The 18,442-nt window shown below is 49.0% G+C and carries 9 protein-coding genes and 1 pseudogene; 7 read left to right on the top strand and 3 right to left on the bottom strand.

The genetic code is table 11. From position 1 onward, the window contains the following. The first annotated feature begins 243 nt into the window (after positions 1 to 243). From ACES2C_RS00305 to ACES2C_RS00275, 7 genes and pseudogenes are all read left to right on the top strand, one after another. The gene (locus tag ACES2C_RS00305; RefSeq protein WP_374165052.1) at positions 244 to 1,467 is read left to right on the top strand and encodes a FecR family protein; all 1,224 of its coding nucleotides are present in this window, start codon (positions 244 to 246) and stop codon (positions 1,465 to 1,467) included. 252 nt (positions 1,468 to 1,719) lie between these two features. Beyond that, complete coding sequence (locus tag ACES2C_RS00300; protein WP_374165051.1) at positions 1,720 to 5,211, top strand: TonB-dependent receptor; 3,492 nt, start codon at positions 1,720 to 1,722, stop codon at positions 5,209 to 5,211. A 110-nt stretch (positions 5,212 to 5,321) separates the two neighbouring features. Continuing rightward, entirely contained in the window at positions 5,322 to 7,097 is a 1,776-nt protein-coding gene (locus tag ACES2C_RS00295; RefSeq protein WP_374165050.1) for a RagB/SusD family nutrient uptake outer membrane protein, read from the top strand. 131 nt (positions 7,098 to 7,228) lie between these two features. Beyond that, the gene (locus ACES2C_RS00290) at positions 7,229 to 8,854 is read left to right on the top strand and encodes a hypothetical protein (protein WP_374165049.1); all 1,626 of its coding nucleotides are present in this window, start codon (positions 7,229 to 7,231) and stop codon (positions 8,852 to 8,854) included. A gap of 60 nt (positions 8,855 to 8,914) precedes the next feature. Next, positions 8,915 to 9,784 (top strand): endonuclease/exonuclease/phosphatase family protein, encoded by an 870-nt coding sequence (locus ACES2C_RS00285; protein ID WP_374165048.1) that lies wholly within the window; start codon positions 8,915 to 8,917, stop codon positions 9,782 to 9,784. An 11-nt stretch (positions 9,785 to 9,795) separates the two neighbouring features. After that, a pseudogene (locus ACES2C_RS00280) lies at positions 9,796 to 11,987 on the top strand (alpha-N-acetylglucosaminidase TIM-barrel domain-containing protein). Between the two features lie 26 nt (positions 11,988 to 12,013). Then, on the top strand, positions 12,014 to 14,215 hold the full coding sequence (locus ACES2C_RS00275) for an alpha-N-acetylglucosaminidase (protein WP_374165047.1): 2,202 nt from the start codon (positions 12,014 to 12,016) through the stop codon (positions 14,213 to 14,215). 93 nt (positions 14,216 to 14,308) lie between these two features. Here ACES2C_RS00275 and ACES2C_RS00270 read toward each other — a convergent pair whose 3' ends face one another. The 3 genes from ACES2C_RS00270 to ACES2C_RS00260 all read right to left on the bottom strand — a co-directional run bounded on the left by ACES2C_RS00270 (position 14,309) and on the right by ACES2C_RS00260 (position 18,225). Continuing rightward, positions 14,309 to 15,334, bottom strand: a complete 1,026-nt coding sequence (locus tag ACES2C_RS00270; RefSeq protein WP_374165046.1) for a glycoside hydrolase family 43 protein — start codon at positions 15,332 to 15,334, stop codon at positions 14,309 to 14,311. A 181-nt stretch (positions 15,335 to 15,515) separates the two neighbouring features. Beyond that, entirely contained in the window at positions 15,516 to 17,072 is a 1,557-nt protein-coding gene (locus tag ACES2C_RS00265) for an MFS transporter (protein ID WP_374165045.1), read from the bottom strand. 25 nt (positions 17,073 to 17,097) lie between these two features. After that, the gene (locus tag ACES2C_RS00260; RefSeq protein WP_374165044.1) at positions 17,098 to 18,225 is read right to left on the bottom strand and encodes an endo-1,4-beta-xylanase; all 1,128 of its coding nucleotides are present in this window, start codon (positions 18,223 to 18,225) and stop codon (positions 17,098 to 17,100) included. Positions 18,226 to 18,442: the final 217 nt, after the last annotated feature.

Genomic DNA, 18,442 nt, shown 5'->3' with positions numbered 1-18,442 from the left:
TTGCTTTGCATCTTTTTATCTGCTTTCTGCCAAACGCCTGGAATGAGTACCACTCATTTAAAGGGGGGACGGAAGCTAATTATTCTCTAAATCCACTCAAAGCGTTCCGGGGCACTTCTGCCTATATCGCTCACAGAGCCATCTCTCGGACGAGCGCGTCAGTTCCGGTTAGCTTCAATAAAAAAAATCATTTTGTCGTGGGACTTTTTCGGTTACAGCGGTCTTGATATAAAACGCCATCGGATGAATATAGACAGGCAGGACTTTCTGCGCATTCTGAAGAAGTATCAGGCTGGTGAAGCTACTGAGGAAGAGAAGAGATTCCTCCATGCATACTACGATCTTTTTGATGCAAAAGAGGATGTGATGCAAAAGTTTAGTCAGGCAGAAAAGGACAACCTGAAAGACAGTATCAAGGAGGGCCTGATGCAGCAGCTTGCTGTTACTCCTCAAAAAGAGAAGCAACAGGGCCGGTTTGTTTTTCGCTGGGCAGTAGCGGCCTCGGTTCTCATCGTCTCCTCGTTTACAGCATGGCTCTTCTTAAAGAGCCCCTCAGGGGAGGGCAAGACCGCATCCTCTCAGACGGTGTCTTCCGTTAAAAGAAATGATATTGCTCCCGGTGGTAATAAGGCGACCCTTACACTGGCTGATGGGTCTGTCATTTCCCTGGATGAAGCCGCCAAAGGGGTCCTGGCCAATCAGAACGGAGTTTCGGTAGCAAAAGCAAAGGAAGGGGAGGTGGTGTATCAGCCCAGCCGGGCAGGAGACAAGGTGATAGAAATAGCGTATAATACCATTACGATCCCCCGCGGTGGTCAGTATCAGCTGGTGCTGCCCGATGGATCAAAAGTATGGCTGAACTCTGCTTCTTCAATTCGCTTTCCAACGGTTTTTCCTAAAGGCGAGCGCCGCGTGCAGCTAAAAGGCGAAGCTTATTTTGAAGTCGCCAAAAGAAATAGAGACCACATATCTAAGGGTGATAAATCCAATAGGCTGCCTTTTATCGTAGAAACTCCTGGTCAGGAGGTTGAAGTGCTCGGAACGCATTTTAACGTCAATGCCTATGAAGATGAAGGGGAGACCCGCACTACTCTGCTGGAAGGTTCTGTCAGGGTAAGACTCGCTGGCGGCACTGAAAGTCCGGGCAGCTCTCGTTTGCTCACGCCCGGTCAGCAGTCTGTTCTGCGCGCCTCGGCTCGTGCTATACAAGTCAGTGAAGCGGATTTGGAAAAAGCGGTCGCATGGAAGAACGGATATTTCAAATTCGACCGCGAGAATCTACCGTCTATTATGCGCCAGGTGTCGCGGTGGTATGATGTCGACATCGAGTACCGGGGCGAAGTTCCTCAGGACGAGTTTGTCGGAAAGATAAAGCGGACCTCTTATGTATCAGACGTATTGCGTGTTTTGAAGCTCAGCAACGTCGATTGCCGGCTGGAAGGCCGAAAGATCATTGTCAATAACTAATTCATCAAGGTTTAATCTTAAAGGAACAGCTATGAAGACTTAACTACTCTGCAAAAAAGATTTAGTCCGGGAAAGACCGGAAGTGCTGCAACACCTCCGGTTATAAAAAGCCCTTTAAAGGCTGGTTGGATTAAACAGACATTTCTAAACGGAAACACATTTCTAACCCAACTCTACAAAAGTATGCAATTAAACTCTCATGGTAAAATGCGGGACTGGCCGTTGTTTTTACCATCCCAAAGGTTTCTTGTTATGAAACTAACCGCCATTTTACTCACAATTACGTGTCTTCAGTTAAGCGCGAAAAGTTTTTCTCAGAATATCAATCTGTCGGGGAAGAACTTAAAGCTCGAGAGCGTCCTTTCTGCGATCGAGAAGCAAAGCGGCTATTTCTTTTTCTACAGATACAACGAGCTCAAAGCGGCGCGCGCGGTAACAATTGATGTTAAAAATGCCACTCTCGCGCAGGCGTTGAATCAGGTGTTTCAAGGACAGCCGCTTCGGTATGCTATTGAAGACAAGACCGTCATTATCACGAAGAAAGAAGAAAGGCAAGTGGAGAAACGCGCTGTTACCGTCACTGTAAGAGGGAAAGTGGCAGACGAAGCCGGACAACCTTTGCCCGGTGCCACCATCCGGGTGAAAGGCTCGGCTCTTGCTACCGTGGCCGACCTGAATGGACTGTTCTTGTTGGAGAACGTAGATGAGAATGCCACCCTGGTCATCTCTTTTACTGGTTTTGCCCACCAGGAACTTGCTCTGAACGGGCGGACACAGTTGAATGTGGTCCTGAAGGAGGATCTTCAAAAGTTGAATGAGGTGGTGGTTGTAGGGTACGGAACCCAGAAGAAGATGAATCTGACTGGCTCAGTATCACAGATCAACGGTGAGCAGCTGCGTGATCGCCCCGTTACCACGTTATCCTCCGCTCTGCAGGGAGCGATCCCAAACTTGAACGTCAGTATGGGCGGCGGAGCGCCGGGTACTATGGGGAGTTTAAATGTTCGCGGTGTGACGTCGATCAACGGCAATAACCCCGTCTCAAATGCGCCTTTAGTTCTGATTGACGGCGTCCCTGGCACACTGGATCGCTTGTCTCCCGAGGAGATCCAGAGCATCACGGTATTAAAAGATGCGGGATCGGCGGCAATTTACGGTGCGAGAGGGGCTTTTGGGGTCGTTCTGATCACGACTAAAAGTGGTTCGGGAAAGCCTGTGATTCGCTACAATAATTCCTTTGGTTTTAATACGCCGACCATTAGTACCGACTTTATTACAACCGGGTATGACTGGATGAAACTGAATGATGCTGCCCTTGCTCATGTGGGCGGGTATTCAGGGTATACCGAGCAGGACTACGCGGAGCTGCTTGCCCGCCGCAATGACAAAACGGAGGATCCGAGCCGTCCCTGGGTGACCGTTCAGAACAGGAAGGGGCAGGATCAATATGTCTATTATGGTAACTATGACTGGTATAACTTCATGTTCACCCAGTGGCAGCCGATGCAGAACCATAACGTGAACGTGTCGGGCAGCAGCGAAAATGTGTCGTACATGATTAACGGAAATATGAAGAAAATGGACGGCATTATGCGCATCCATACTGATAAGTATAGTTCCTATAACCTGCGGACTAAGGTCGGCGCTCAGCTTAATCCCTGGCTGAAGGTGACAAATAACATCAATTTTTATAGCTCAACTTACAATTATTTTGGCCGGAAGGAAGGAGGAAACGCCAACTTCACGCAGATCAATGTACACGCTTCTCCAGCGTACGCACCTGTAAACCCGGATGGAACGCCGACTTACATCACCGGCCTGAATCAGTATGACATCGGTGATGGCATCTTTGCCATGCTGCAAAGTGGTACCACCAGGGGCGCTGACCGCAAGTATGAGCTCACTAACATATCTGAGGCGACCATTAGCCCCATTAAGGACTTAAATATCACAGCTAACTACAGCTACAGGATGTATACTGATCCGAGCTACTATCGCCAGGCGCCTGCTACCTACTCACTTTATCCGGGAAAGGTTGAAGTAGCAACGAAATACAGTACCGATCTCCTGACTGAGGAACAGCAGTTCAATCAGCTTCACGTGATTAACATATTTGGTGAGTACAGCAAAACCCTGAACAACGTTCACAGCTTTAAAGTTCTTGCTGGTTTTAATCAGGAACTTAACCGGTCAAAGAAAATTACCGCAGCAAAACAGGATGTTTCTTCTCTTGAACTCAACGACCTTAACCTTGCTACCGGTGATGCGACCGCAGCAGGCGGTTCCAGAGAGTACGCTTTGCGCGGTTATTTTTACCGCTTAAACTACAGCTACAAGGATAAATATCTGTTCGAATCGAATGGTCGTTACGACGGAACATCGCGCTTTCCCAGCGGAAACCGTTTCGGCTTTTTTCCCTCTGCGTCCCTGGGATGGGTGGCAAGCAGCGAAGACTTCTTTAAGCCGCTCAGCCGTGTCATCAGCTCACTTAAAATCAGAGCTTCTGTAGGCTCGCTGGGAAACCAGGAGATCAATAATGGCGATGATGCAGACAGAAAGTACTATCCGTACATTTTGGCAATGCGATCCGGAACGGCTGCCTATATGCTCGACGGAATAAGGGCCAACTACTACCGCTCTCCGGATCCTGTTTCTGCCGATTTAACCTGGGAAAATATCGTTTCCTACAATGGCGGTATTGATGTCGGACTGTTGAATAATCAGCTGAACATCAGCTTCGATCGCTATGTCAGGAATACTTCAAACATGCTGGACGACGGGACACCGCTGCCCAGCGTCTTTGGGGGGACAATCCCGCTTCTAAACGTGGCGAGCCTTCGCACGCAGGGCTTCGAGCTTTCCATGAACTGGAATAGTCGTTTTAATCTTGGCGGAAAGCCTTTTAAGTATAATGTCGGGCTAAACCTCAGCGACAATCATTCCTATATCACGAAGGTTAATAAATCAAGCGATTTTACATACGGGCTGTATGTTGGAAAAGAGCTGGGAGAGATCTGGGGATACATTACTGACGGGTACTTTAAGACAGATGCAGAAGCACGAACCTATCCGATTGATCAAAGCTGGTTAAATAAGGTTAGAAATGACAATAATATTCCGATCAGAGCTGGTGACCTGCGCTGGGTTGATCTCAACGGAGATGGAAAGATCAGTGCAGGTGCCAACACGGTCTCTGACCCGGGAGATCAGAAAGTGATCGGGAACTCAACCCCGCGCTACGCCTTCGGGATCAACTTGGGGGCGAGCTGGAATAATTTCGATTTTTCTGCCTTCTTCCAGGGTATCGGGAAGAGAGAGTGGTATCCCGGAGGCAACGCTGACCGTTTCTGGGGTCCTTATTCGCGCCCTTATTTTTCATTTCTACCAAGCGATTTTGAGTCGAAGGTATGGACCCCTGAGAACCCGAATGCCTATTTTCCAACGCTTGTTGCCTATGTCGCGCTCAATGCGAATAATGAGTTGAGAGCAAGTAATAACCGCTACCTGCAGGATTTGGCCTATGTGCGCCTGAAGAACCTGATCATCGGATATTCTCTTCCTGCCAGGCTGACGCAAAAGCTGAAAATCAGCAGGTTGAGAGCTTTTGTGGGCGGCGAGAACCTCTTCACTCTTACGAAGCTCGATACGAAATACATCGACCCGGAGCAGGCCATGGCCAACGCCGACGCGCGAGTCTATCCATTTAGTAAAGCCTACTCTTTCGGATTTGATATCTCGTTTTAACCTCAATATACACGAAATGAAACCATTATGTGCGCTGTAAACAAACCGGAATGAGCAGAAGCCTCGCCGCACATGATAGCTTCATTGCCACTAAAAAACGAATTACCCCAATGAAAAAGCGTATTAAAATAAAATCACATCTGCTTTTGTTGCTCCTGCCGCTTATGGCGGCTTGCAATAAAGATTTTCTGGACAGATATCCCACAGCCAGGACGTCTCCTGAGACTTTCTTTAAGACCGAGAATGATCTGAAGGCCTATACCAATTACTTTTATTCATTTTTTCCTGACGGCGGCACTATATATAATGAGACGGCTGATAACATTGTGCTGTCTTCTGTTGCCCGTGAGATCAGCGGTAACCGCCTGATACCAACGTCCGGTGGCGGATGGGAGTGGGGCAATCTCCGCGATATCAACTTCTTCATCACAGCCGAAAACGTAAAGAAGTATCCCAATGCCTCCGTCCGTGACAAGTACCTCGGACTTGCCCGCTTCTTTCGGGCTTATTTTTATTTCGAAAAGGTAAAACGGTTTGGCGATGTGCCCTGGTACAGCATCGCCATAGAAACCAATGACATCGCCAGTCTGCAAAAGCCGCGGGATCCGCGGACGCTCGTAATGGATTCGGTACTTTCTGATATTGATTTCGCCATTGCACACCTGGATGCCACAAAGAGTGTGGAGCGGGTGACCAAGTGGACTGCCCTTGCCCTGAAATCGAGGATATGCCTTTACGAAGGTACCTGGAGGAAGTATCATACTGAGTTTAATATTGGCGGTTCCGAGAAGTTCCTGGATGAGTGTGTTGCTGCATCGAATGAGTTGATGACCTCCAGCGGATATTCCGTTTATAAAGGAACGAACGGCCCGACAGGCAGACCGTATCAGGACCTGTTCGATCAGCTGAGGCTGGACCCGGTGGCTGCTGAAGTGATCCTGGGCCGTCGCTATTCTGCGGAGCTGAACTTAAAACACGGCCTGCAGTTCTATCTTACTTCCCGTACGCAGGGCAAGCCGGGACTTGAAAAGCGGCTCGTAAATAGTTATCTCATGCGCGACGGTTCCCGTTTTACTGATCTTCCGAATTACCAGACGATGGAGTTCTACGACGAGGTTCAGAACCGTGACCCCCGTCTTTCACAGACGATCAGAACACCGGGTTACAGAAGGATAATTGGCAATGCTGAAAGCGGCCAGCAGCAAGCTCCTAACTTCGACGCAACGGTTACCGGTTACCAGCTTATTAAATGGCTGAATGATCCCAGTCTTGACATGAGCGGGCAGTCGGTGCAGGACCTTGTACTCTTCCGCTTCGGAGAAGTGCTGTTGAATTATGCGGAAGCAAAGGCAGAACTGGGTACCCTGACTCAGCAGGATATTGACCGGTCAGTGAAGTTACTGCGCGACCGGGTTGGAATGCCAAATTTAGATCTCGCTGCAGCAAATGCCAGTCCTGATCCCTATCAGGCTGCCTTATATCCGAACGTTGGCGGACCAGCCAAAGGCGTTATTCTGGAGATAAGAAGAGAGCGTCGTGTTGAACTTGTAATGGAAGAAAACTTCCGATGGGACGACCTGATGCGGTGGAAGGAGGGCCATCTTCTGGCCGACCAGTTCAGAGGAATGTATTTTCCCGGACCGGGCTTCTTCGATCTTGACAGGAACGGTACGAATGACGTAGAAGTCTACGCAGGCTCGAAACCCCCTGCGACCGGTGTTTATCAGATACCTGTAAGCGATCTGTCGGAGGGAACCCGGGGACTGGTGGTTACAAACCGGAATATTATTAAAACCTTCAACGAGAACAGGGACTACTTTTGGCCCATTCCTCTTGAAGAGTTTAATTTAAATCCAAATCTCACCCAAAATCCGGGTTGGCAGTAGTAGCGGCAGCCCAACAGAAGATAAAACGGACAGAGAGAACACTTGATAGATTGCCATCATGTGCGCTTTGCAAAGAACAGCAGAAAAAAAGCTGCACATGATGGTTCATCGTCATTAAAAATCAAATTCTAATGAAAAAGATATTCAATTTGTTTTTGGCGGTCTTCGCCTTTCATACACTGGCATTCGTGGGCTGTAAAAAGGATATGGAAGGAACTGAAGGTCCGATAATAACCATCAGCGAAGATGTGCCCAACCTTGAGGAGCTGAATGCCGGACAAACGGTAACGGTTCCGGTAACAGTAAAATCGGAACTTGGCATCAGAAGGCTTTCCTACTTTTTTATCAGGAAGAATGCGAATGGCACAGAGTCAGGAACACCGGTAAATTTTGATCAGACCGACTATCCCATTGAATTGCAAAAGGACATTGTATTCAATGCGGATCAGGCTTTGGTGGAACTGGTAATTGTATCTTTCGATAAGATGAATCGCAGTTCGGAAGTACATCTCAGTTTTAAGGAGGTAAGAGACGTTCCCGTACTCAACTTTACGAACAACATTAAGTCAAGGGAAACAGTGTTCGAGAACAAGCGGATTTCGATAACCGGACACGTCGAGTCAAAATATGATCTGTCGGCCATTACGTTCACCACGATAGTGAACGGACAGGCTTCTGAACCAAAGAATGTACAGTTCACTGACAAGAGGAGCAGCGACTTTTCTGCCGGGATCGTGGTACAGAAAGGGCTGAGCGCTATTGTAATAAAGGCGGTTAATGCCTACCAGGGAGCTGCCATTGATACCTTTAAAATCGGAAGTGTAGTGGATGATGCTGTTAATATTACCCTTGATGGAGGAATTACCTCAATTGACAAGGTGTATGCCGGCGCCCCCAATACCCTGTCGGGTATGGTATCTTCGGGCAGCGATATCCTGAGTATTTCTTATGCAATGAAAGTCAATGGAGCGTACGGACCTGAAACGCCGCTGACGCCAGGAACTCCTCTGGACGAGTTTAACTTTTCGGCCACTTACAATGGCGTTAAAAATACGGAAGCTATCCGGATTACCGCCAGGAACCAGGGAGGGAAGGAAAAGATTATAGAGCTGCCCGTGGGCAAGGTTTATAACCGGCTGCTGACATTTACGGTTGAACTTACAACGGCTATTGGTCCTGGTAAAAACAACTGGTTTTCTGCTTACAAAGCCCCTCACGTATTTGATGTAAATACGGCCCCCGCTGCCCAGAGCATGCTCGACTTTGCATTTGCCAAATACAGTTCCAGCAGTTTCCGGATTATGCCAAGCGGAATTGTACAGGCAGGAGCGGCATACCAAACTGCGATGGCCCCTTATATGCCGGGTTTCAGTCAGGTAGTGTATACGCTCGTTACGGCGAATCGAAGCAGCGTTACCCCCGCAGCCATGGCAGAGATCAACTGGGATGGCGAGCTGACTGCCTTTCTTGAGCAAAAGGTGATAGCACCGGTTAGTCAGGGTGGCGAGGGTTATAACATCAAGACAACCAACCGCCGCTTTAACGGCGAGCTCAAGGTGGGCGAAGGCTTCATTATTGGCTGGGGAGCTCTCCCCTGGGGCGGAACGGTAGCTGATAACAAGGCGTTCGGCCTGGTTATGGTAAAAGCTTATTCTGTCGTAAACGGTGTCGCAAATGCGACCCTTGAGATCAAAGTGCCGGATGAAGATAATCGCACTAAATACAATCCTGAGTCTATTCATTCATACCCTTTATAACAACGCGGGGTTACATCGGATCTTTCGGTGTAACCCTAATTATCATTAAATCAATTTGCCATGTATCCATCAAGTATCCGTTTTTCGTTCAAAAAGTTAACTTTTATATTGTCTATCTGCATCTCGTCCATATGCTACGGTTGCGGAAAGGGCTCTGAAAATAATCCCGAAAATGGCACCCCCGGGGCTCCTGGAAATAGAGCGCTCTCCCTGCGTGTAATGACCTATAACACCCATCACGGAAACCCTCCTTCAAGGGCAGGAGTGATCGACCTCGATGCCATTGCTAATGTTATAAAGGGAGCAAAAGCAGATCTGGTTGCGGTTCAGGAACTCGATAGCGCAACGAATCGTTCGAATAACGAGTTTCAGCTAAAGGTGCTGGCAGAGAAGACAGGAATGAACTACTTCTTCGCGAAGGCTATTCCCTACGAAGGCGGCGGTTACGGCATTGGCATTTTATCCAGGTATCCCATCAGCAACGCGAAAAATATACCGCTGCCGGAAGATTTGAGCGTAGGCAACTATGAAGACAGGGCCTTCGCCCTTGTGAAGGTAACCTTGCCTGACAGCCGTGAGATTTATTTCGGATCTACTCACCTTGATGTGAACAAGGAAGAGAACAGAATACTGCAGGCTCAGAAGATTGTTGAAGTCGCGTCGGCGCTGAAAGCGCCCGTTATTATCGGCGGGGATATGAATGCCCGGATGGAAAGCCAGGCGATGGGGCTCCTGAGCAACTATTTCGTGTCGGCGAGCAAGAAGATGGAGCCAACCATTCCGAACGTAAACCCAACACGTAAAATAGACCACATCATGTACGTCAGAGATCAGGATTTTACTTTAACCTATGAGGAAGTGGTTCGAAGTGCTAGTTATCCCTCGGATCATCTGCCTTTCTTTGTTGATCTTAGCGTATCTGCTAAATAAAGGAGGGCAGGATGAGAAAACGGTTTTTCTATCGCATAGTTGCTGTTTTTGCAGCCTTTTTGTCAGCGGGCTTTTCGTTTAGTGGCCGGGCTTTCGCGGCCGAAAAGGACTCGCTCGTCATCCAGCCTGCACGTGAGGTCATAAAAAGGCTGATCGGAAATAAAGCCAACAGCATCCGGTTTGAGGTGTCTGAGGAAAAGGGAAACGATCGCTTTGTTGTTAACGCTGAAAACGGCGTGTTAACGCTCAGGGCGAACTCATCGGTAGCTTTTTGCAGGGGCTTTTATACTTACCTCAGGGAGGTATGTCATGGTATGGTATCCTGGAGCGGCAGCCACCTCCCTTTGCCCGAAAAGTGGAAAGACTGCAGGAACCTGAGCGGGGCTTCCCCTTATGAACACCGCTATTATCTGAATGTGGTGACCTTTGGCTACACAACACCCTATTGGGACTGGGCCCGTTGGGAGAAAGAGATCGACTGGATGGCCTTTCATGGTGTCAACATGCCCCTTGCCCTGATGGCGCAGGAAGCCATCGAAAAGAGAGTATGGAAAAAGCTTGGGTTGAAAAGCGAAGATCTTGATCCTTACTTTACCGGGCCTGCTTATCTGCCCTGGCACCGGATGGGAAACCTGAACGGCTGGAGTGCATCTCTTTCCGATTCCTGGCATAAGAGACAGATCAGCCTGGAGCATCAGGTGCTGAGCCGGATGAAGGAGCTTGGGATTGATCCGATATTGCCTGCTTTCTCCGGCTTTGTCCCTCAGGCATTCATCAGCAAATATCAGGTGCCCGTCAGTCAGCTTAAATGGGGAGGATTTCCGAAGGAGAATAATGCTTTCGTTATTTCACCATCATCGGAATGGTTCGTCAAGCTTGGTAAAATGTTCACAGAGGAATGGGAGAAAGAGTTCGGCAAGGGCAAGTTCTATCTCTCTGATACTTTCAACGAAATGGATGTGCCTGTCCCCGCAGAGGGCGGACAGGAGGCCAAAAATAAGATCCTGGCTGATTATAGTAAGGCAATTTACAAATCGGTTACTGCCTGGAATAAAGACGCGATTTGGGTTACGCAGGGATGGACGTTTGGTTATCAGCATAAGTTCTGGGATAAGCCATCGCTAAAAGCGATGCTTGATGCGGTGCCCGATGATAAGGTGATGATCATCGATCTGGCTTGTGAGTATCCTGACTATGTATGGTTTATCGACCCTCTCTGGAAGACCCACGAGGGGTTTTACGGTAAGAACTGGATTTATAGCTTCGTGCCTAATTTTGGGGGAAAGAATGTGTGGACAGGAACTGCAAAATTTTATGCTACCAATCCTGCTACTGCGCTGAATTCCCCCTATAACAAAACTTTGAAGGGGTTCGGATATGCTCCGGAAGGCATTGAGAATAATGAACTGATCTACGAGCTGCTCGCTGATGTAGCCTGGACAGATAAGGCGGTCAATACGGATACCTGGATTGTCGATTTTGCAACAGCACGCTACGGGGGCTGCTCGGCAGTCATGCGAACCAGTCTGAATGAGCTGCTTCAGTCTTGCTACAATACCTTTGGATCCTATCCCCGTTTCCTTTGGCAGACCTGTTTACTCGACAAAAAGCGAAAGGGAAAAGTGACCGATGATCCGAAATTCCTCGATGCGGTCGAGAAGTTTATCAGCTGCTCTGCTGACTACAGTAAAAGTGAGTTGTATCGCCATGATGCACTCTTGCTGTGCGCTCTGTATTTAGGGATCAAGGCGGATAATTATTATTCGGTGGCTTTACTGGCTAAGAAGAATAAGGATGATGCTTTGCTGCGCTCTTCCTTTGCAGAGACGAAAAAGATCCTTTTATTTACAGATCGGCTTCTTGCTTCTCACCCTTCAGACCGGCTCTCCGTCTGGGTGCAGTATGCCCGAAATATGGCAACTGAATCCTCCGAAAGAATGGAGTATGAGAAGGATGCAAAACGGCTTATCACATCCTGGGGGGAGCACAAACCGACTATGCTGCCCGGATGTGGAACGGTCTTATTCGTTCGTACTATGTGCCGCGCATGGAGTCGTATCTGTTCAAAGGGGAAAGCAGTCTTACCGGGTTTGACAAGGAGTGGATTGATACAAAGTTTGTAGATGAGGTCGAGCCTTTTCAGGACCCGATGGAAGAAGCGAGACGAATGATCAGCAAGTATCAGTTCCCTCAGCGGGATTAAAGATTAACCAATAATAATAAGTGCACATGTTGAGAAAGGTATTCAGTTTTGCAGTGCTGTGGTTTACAGCGTTTATCCTGCATGCCCAGACAAATAAGGAGCAGCTGGAGTCAGTTAATGCGCTGATCAGGCGCGTGCTGAAAGAGCGGGCAGCGGCTTTTAAAACGGAGATCATTCCGAGCTCCACCGGAAATGCAGGGGCCGATCACTTTGAGATATCCCGCGCGGGGACGAACATTTTGCTGAGAGGAACGAACGGAGTTTCCATAGCGAGTGCGTTTAACCATTATTTGCGTTATGTAGCTAATTGTCATATCTCCTGGAATGGCAGCAACCTCAATCTGCCATCCTCCCTGCCGTTGCCGCAGCAAACAATTGTAAGAAAGACTCCGTACAGCAGGAGATACTATCTCAACTACTGTACGTTCAACTACTCGATGAGCTGGTGGGATTGGGAGCGGTGGGAAAAAGAAATAGACTGGATGGCGATGAATGGCATTAATATGCCGCTTGCCATTACAGGGCAGAACTCAGTCTGGAGACGGGTGTATAAAAGCATGGGATTCACAGACAAGGATCTGGAAGGATTTTTCAGCGGTCCTGCTTATTTCAACTGGTTCTGGATGGGAAACCTGGACGCCTGGGGCGGCCCTCTTCCGCAGAGTTTCATGCAGAAACACGAAGAGCTTCAGAAGAAGATCCTGGCCAGAGAACGCTCTCTGGGGATGACGCCCATCCTGCCGGCTTTCACAGGCCACGTGCCTCCTTCCTTTAAGGAAAAGTTCCCCAATGCCAGCCTCAAGAAAACGGACTGGGCGGGCTTTCCTGAGGTGAATATCCTGGATCCCGATGATCCCATGTTTATTACCATTGGCAAAAAGTTCCTGGAGGAGGAGATAAAGACCTATGGAACAGACCACCTTTATACGTCCGACACGTTCAATGAAAATGCTCCGCCAACGAATGATCCGGCTTTCCTGAATGCCGTCAGCAAGAAGGTATACCAGTCAATGGCTGCGGCAGACCCTGGAGCCACCTGGATTATGCAGGGCTGGCTTTTTCACTTTCATGCCAAGTTCTGGCAGCAGGAGCAGATAAAGGCATTGTTGAGCGCCGTGCCTGATGATAAAATGATCATTCTCGACCTCTGGAGTGAGAACCATCCGGTATGGAACCGTACGGAAGCTTACTACGGCAAGCCCTGGATCTGGTGCATGCTGCACAACTTCGGAGGGAACGTCAGTATGTATGGCCGCATGGAGGAAGTAGCTAAAGGCCCTTCTGCTGCATTAAAGGATCCGCAGTCGCGGAAGATGGTGGGCATAGGCCTTACCCCCGAGGCCATTGAACAAAATCCCGTCATGTACGAGCTCATGCTTGATAATGTCTGGCGGGATACTCCCATTGACCTGGATCGCTGGTTGAAGGACTACGCCCATAGGCGTTACGGAAAACAAAACGTGAACGCTGAGAAGGCCTGGTCCATCCTGAGGGTAACTGTTTATAACGGTGGTATCACCAGTGGGGGGCCAGAGTCTATCATCACGGGAAGACCGACGTTCAAGAGGAGTACAGGCGGTACCCGCACGGAGAAAAGCTATAACCCAAAAGATCTGCTTCCGGCATGGAAATATTTTGTAGAGGCGGCTCCTGCTTTAAAAAACAGCGAGGGGTTTCAGTACGATCTCGTTGATCTGACCAGACAGGTGCTGGCCAATTACGCAGACTCCGTCCAGCAACTCTTTGCCGCCGCCTACATCCGGAAGGACCAGACACAGTTCAAGGTCAGAACCACCGAGTTCCTTTCTATCATTGATGACATGGACCGTCTGCTCGGAACGAGAAAAGATTTTCTTTTAGGCGTGTGGCTGCAATCGGCACGTAACTACGGCACTAACGATCAGGAAAAGCAGTTGTATGAGAAGAACGCGCGCAACCTGATCACCCTATGGGGCGACCGCAATTCGAACCTCCATGAATATTCTAACAGGCAGTGGAACGGAATGCTCAGCGGCTTCTACAAGCCCAGGTGGCAGCAGTTCTTCAACTATATCGCTCAGTGCAAAGCCGAGGGCAAGGAACCAGACTTCGACGCCTTCGAAGAGCAGATAAAAGACTGGGAATGGAAATGGGTGCATGGGCACGAACAGTACCGCACTCAGGCCGTAGGTGATCCTGTTGGAGTGGCTTCCGAACTATTCAGAAAGTACTGGACGCGGATGCAGTAGCTTGTTGCCCGGCAAGCTATTTAATGGACTGGAAAAAGCGAAGAGGCCGAAATTACATGTGATTTCGGCCTCTTCGCAATCTTCTTTCAGGGCCTATGCCTGTGCGGCATACGGAGTGATGGTTTCAATTGAGCCATCTTCATTATGCCTTAACGGAGTCACTTTCACGGATCTAAGGTGCGTTACACCCTTTGACAATGACGAGTCGTGGTAGAACAGGTACCACTCGCCTCCGAACTCGACGATGGAATGGTGGCTGGTCCAGCCTACCACCGGCTCCAGTATCTTTCCCTTGTATGTAAAAGGGCCGTACGGAGAATCGCCAACGGCGTAGCAAATAAAGTGAGTATCACCTGTAGAGTAGGAGAAGTAGTACTTCCCTTTGTACTTGTGCATCCAGGAAGCTTCAAAGAACCGTCTTTCTGTGTCGCCTGCCAGCAGGGGCTTGTTTTCTTCATCTGTGATCACAATTTCCCTTACAGGTTCAGCAAACTCTTTCATGTCGTCGGTCAGGCGGGCTACGCGCGGACCGAGCGCTATTTCCTCCGGAAGAGGTTCTGCATAGTCAGAGCTGTACTGGTTGTTGCGGTACGACTGCAGCTGTCCTCCCCAAATGCCTCCAAAGTACATGTAATACGCGCCATCATCATCAGCAAAGACCGCAGGATCGATAGAATAACTGCCTTTAATTGCCTCAGGCTCTGCTGTGAAAGGTCCGCTCGGAGAAGTACTGCTGGCGACCCCGATCTGGAAGATATTGTCTGTTTTTTTTGCCGGGAAGTACAGATAGTACGTTCCGTCTTTATGTGCCGCGTCGGGTGCCCACATTTGTCTTTCCGCCCAGGGAACATCCTGAACATGAAGAGCTACGCCGTGGTCGGTGACTTCTCCGTCAGGCGAATCCATTGAAAGTACGTGATAGTCTTCCATCGCAAAGTGGCTACCCAGATCATCGAAGGGAACTCCCGCGTCAATGTCGTGAGAGGGGTAGATATAGATGCGCCCTTCAAAAACGTGAGCTGACGGGTCGGCAGTGTAAATATGTTTTACCAGGGGCTGCGATATCGCCCGCTTGTTTAAATCGTCGAAGTCGATGTGATCAATAGGATCTTCAGGCATAATTGAACTATTTACTGTTTAGAAATTACGTTTTTAGCGCTCAACAAAATTGTTTACTGCCACAGTCATAATTGTTACTCAAAGCGTCCCTCTGCGACAGGACCAGTACACCAGTCAGGAAAGCAACCCCAAAACCGATTTTACGGGCTGCCTTAGGGCGTGGCTGTGCAGGGGAGTGCCGTTATATCTCTGTGGGCTCGTTCTGCGGGCCAGCCGTCTTTTCCCTCCGTTCTCCCAGGTCTCTCTCCAGCTGAATTTCCATATTCTTGTTGATTGGATACCAAAAAAGCAGAGTGCCCGCTATGATGAATATCAGGCCCGGGATAGTGCTTACCAGCATGCGGATTCCAGCTGTTGCCGATGACGCCTGGACTGTAGCATCAGGAATATACCCGAAAACACTTAACAGCCAGGCCGACAATGCTCCTCCAACGCTCAATCCTACTTTCAAGCCAAAGATCATGGCAGAAAAAATAATGGCCGTCGCTCTGCGGTTGTTTTTCCATTCCGAATAGTCTGCCACGTCAGCAATCATAGCCCAGAGAAGAGGGGTAGTGACTCCGTACAGAAATCCGTGCAGGGCCTGTGTCAGGAATACCGCAGCAACCGCAGAAGATGAGTAGAAATTGATAACGATCAGGCAGAGCGCCGATAGCACCAGAAAGCAACCAAAGATGTTGCGCTTTCCGAAGCGGTCGGCGAGAGGTTTAGATGCCACGATGCCCAGGATCATAGAGATCGTACTAAAGGCACTTGTGAAGCTGGCCACAGCATAGGGCGCGCTTCCTGGTTTCCTGAATTCTGAAAAGGCTTCGGGAGTAAAGATGTTGCTCAGGCTCTGAATAATACCGTCAAATCCGATGGCATCCAGGAACCTGACCTGGCTCTCCTCCGTAAGGTAATACCTGAAGTAGAAGATGTTCATTCCTCCTTTGGTAGACAGCGTGATGAACACCAGAATGGTCAGTACCAGCATGATGATCCACGGCTTGTTTTTGCCCAGATCGGCCAGGTCCTGCGAGAGAGGGGTCTTCTGTTCACGTGGAGGAGCAATCCTTTCACGGGTGGTCAGAAATGTGATAATAAAACAGATCACCCCAGTGATAGCGAAGATCATCATCACCTTTTCAAATCCTGCTGCCTTATCTCCTCCGCCTACAGAGAGTGCAATGGGCAGCAGAAGTACCTGTATGATGAACTGTGCAACCATAACTGCTATAAAGCGATAAGAAGCGAGACTGTTCCGCTCCTTCATATCGCCTGTAAGCACGCCGCTTAAGGCAGAATAAGGGAGATTATTTGCAGAATAGGCGATGACCAGAAGAAAATACGTGATGAATGCGTACGCAATCTTCCCGCCTTCGCTGAAGTGTGGAGTCGAAAAGGCGAGGAGTGAAATCACGCCAAAAGGTACCGCCGTCCACAGCACCCAGGGTCTGAACTTTCCCCATCTGGTATTGGTACGGTCAGCAATTGCGCCCATTGCCAGGTTAAAGAAAGCGCCTACGACGCCTCCTACGAGCATCACCAGGCTGGCAGAGGCAGGAGGTATTTTATAAATATCTGTATAGAAAAAGGCAAGGAAGGCCATGAGCGTCTGGAAGATCAGGTTTGCCGCCAGGTCCCCCAGGCTGTAGCCTATTTTTTCCGTTACTGAGAGCTTCCCGCTCCTTGCCGCTTTTCGCTGTTCAGCGATTGGTATTGCTGTTTCAATCGCGCTGTTACTTGAACTGTCCATTATTCTTTTCGTTTAGGTTCTTAGTTTAGTTGGTTCTTTTGAGGTCTGTCACCCGGTAGAAGGCAGGCTTCGCTGCGTACTGCCTGTCGAAGAGGAGTGGATAGTTGGTTCGTCCCTGAATTGGCCAGTTGTTCAGCCACGAGTATCGGTCTGTTACTCCCCAGAGCGTCACTCTGCTGATCTGATCTCTGTGCTTAAGAAAGATGCGAAACACTTTACCATACCCGTCTGCCAGGCGCTCCTGAACGGAGTCGGGGAGGGCATCAGGATAAGGATTCATTTTCGCGTTATAAGCAGCACGATCGCCTACGTTCGCCGTGTTTGACCTGAAAGGATTTGGCAGAACGCTGATATCCAGTTCGGTGAAGCTCACCTCAAGGCCCAGGGCCGAAAACTCCCTGATCGCATCGTCAATTTCCTTTAGCGGGATATCGTTCACATTCCAATGCCCCTGTATTCCAACGCCGTCGATCCTTACACCCGCCGCTTGTATTTTCCGGATCAGCCGGATTGCTCCGGCTCTTTTTGCTGGTTCCTCAATATTATAGTCGTTGTAGTAAAGCTTGGTGCCGGGAGCTGCCTTTTGGGCGAGCCTGAACGCTTCTACCACATAGTCTTCGCCAAGTTTGTCCAGAAAGATTGTTTTCCGCATACTTCCGTCTTCGTTTAATGCTTCGTTCACGACGTCCCAGGTGGCCACTTTGCCTTTATACCTCGAGGCAACAGTCTGTATATGGCTGGTAAAGAAAAGACGGACCGAATCTGCGTCTTTCAGTGTCTTTACGTAGTCGGGCAGCTGACTGTGCCATATCAGGGTATGACCGTTCACCTCCATCTTGCGGCGGCGTGCATAGTCCACCAGCTGATCCGCCAGGGTGAAGTCGTATTTGTCCCATTCGGGATGGACGACTTCTGCTTTCATGGCATTTTCGGGGGTAACCGCGTTGAAGTGTTGCGTTACCAGCTTTTCGCACAAAGATTCCTTCTGCATTACCTGTTCTGCATTCATAGCTGTTCCTATCCGGAAATCCTCTTTAAATACTTCTTTTAATGAAAGGCCGGCGGGCGGACCGCTGATTCCTTTCGAAGTATGACAAGCCGTAAATAAGAAAAATAAGGAGTTAACAGTGAATATAAACAGTACTCTTTTCATAACAGGTCAGTTATTGCCGGTCTTGTTAGTTGGCGTCGGTAAAACTAGGACACGACACTGTTTTAGGAGGGGACGTTTGGCTTTTTTTATGGTACAAATGTTCTATTAAATGTTGGACAGGTCCTTTCTTTTGCTTTTGTCTGGGGCAATATAGAAAGTACGTCCCCTACAGGAACGCTTACAGCCACGTTTTCATTGGGTGAGGCAACCAGGCGTA

Source organism: Arcticibacter sp. MXS-1 (genome assembly GCF_041902385.1).
Classification (GTDB): Bacteria; Bacteroidota; Bacteroidia; order Sphingobacteriales; family Sphingobacteriaceae; genus Arcticibacter.
This window is presented reverse-complemented; position numbering and strand designations above follow the sequence as displayed.

Excerpts from the sequence above, each read along its gene's own strand:
- ACES2C_RS00275 (WP_374165047.1), top strand. The coding sequence starts at position 12,014 with ATGTTGAGAAAGGTATTCAGTTTTGCAGTGCTGTGGTTTACAGCGTTT.
- ACES2C_RS00295 (WP_374165050.1), top strand. The coding sequence starts at position 5,322 with ATGAAAAAGCGTATTAAAATAAAATCACATCTGCTTTTGTTGCTCCTG.
- ACES2C_RS00290 (WP_374165049.1), top strand. The coding sequence starts at position 7,229 with ATGAAAAAGATATTCAATTTGTTTTTGGCGGTCTTCGCCTTTCATACA.
- ACES2C_RS00285 (WP_374165048.1), top strand. The coding sequence starts at position 8,915 with ATGTATCCATCAAGTATCCGTTTTTCGTTCAAAAAGTTAACTTTTATA.
- ACES2C_RS00305 (WP_374165052.1), top strand. The coding sequence starts at position 244 with ATGAATATAGACAGGCAGGACTTTCTGCGCATTCTGAAGAAGTATCAG.
- ACES2C_RS00270 (WP_374165046.1), bottom strand. The coding sequence starts at position 15,334 with ATGCCTGAAGATCCTATTGATCACATCGACTTCGACGATTTAAACAAG.
- ACES2C_RS00300 (WP_374165051.1), top strand. The coding sequence starts at position 1,720 with ATGAAACTAACCGCCATTTTACTCACAATTACGTGTCTTCAGTTAAGC.
- ACES2C_RS00265 (WP_374165045.1), bottom strand. The coding sequence starts at position 17,072 with ATGGACAGTTCAAGTAACAGCGCGATTGAAACAGCAATACCAATCGCT.
- ACES2C_RS00260 (WP_374165044.1), bottom strand. The coding sequence starts at position 18,225 with ATGAAAAGAGTACTGTTTATATTCACTGTTAACTCCTTATTTTTCTTA.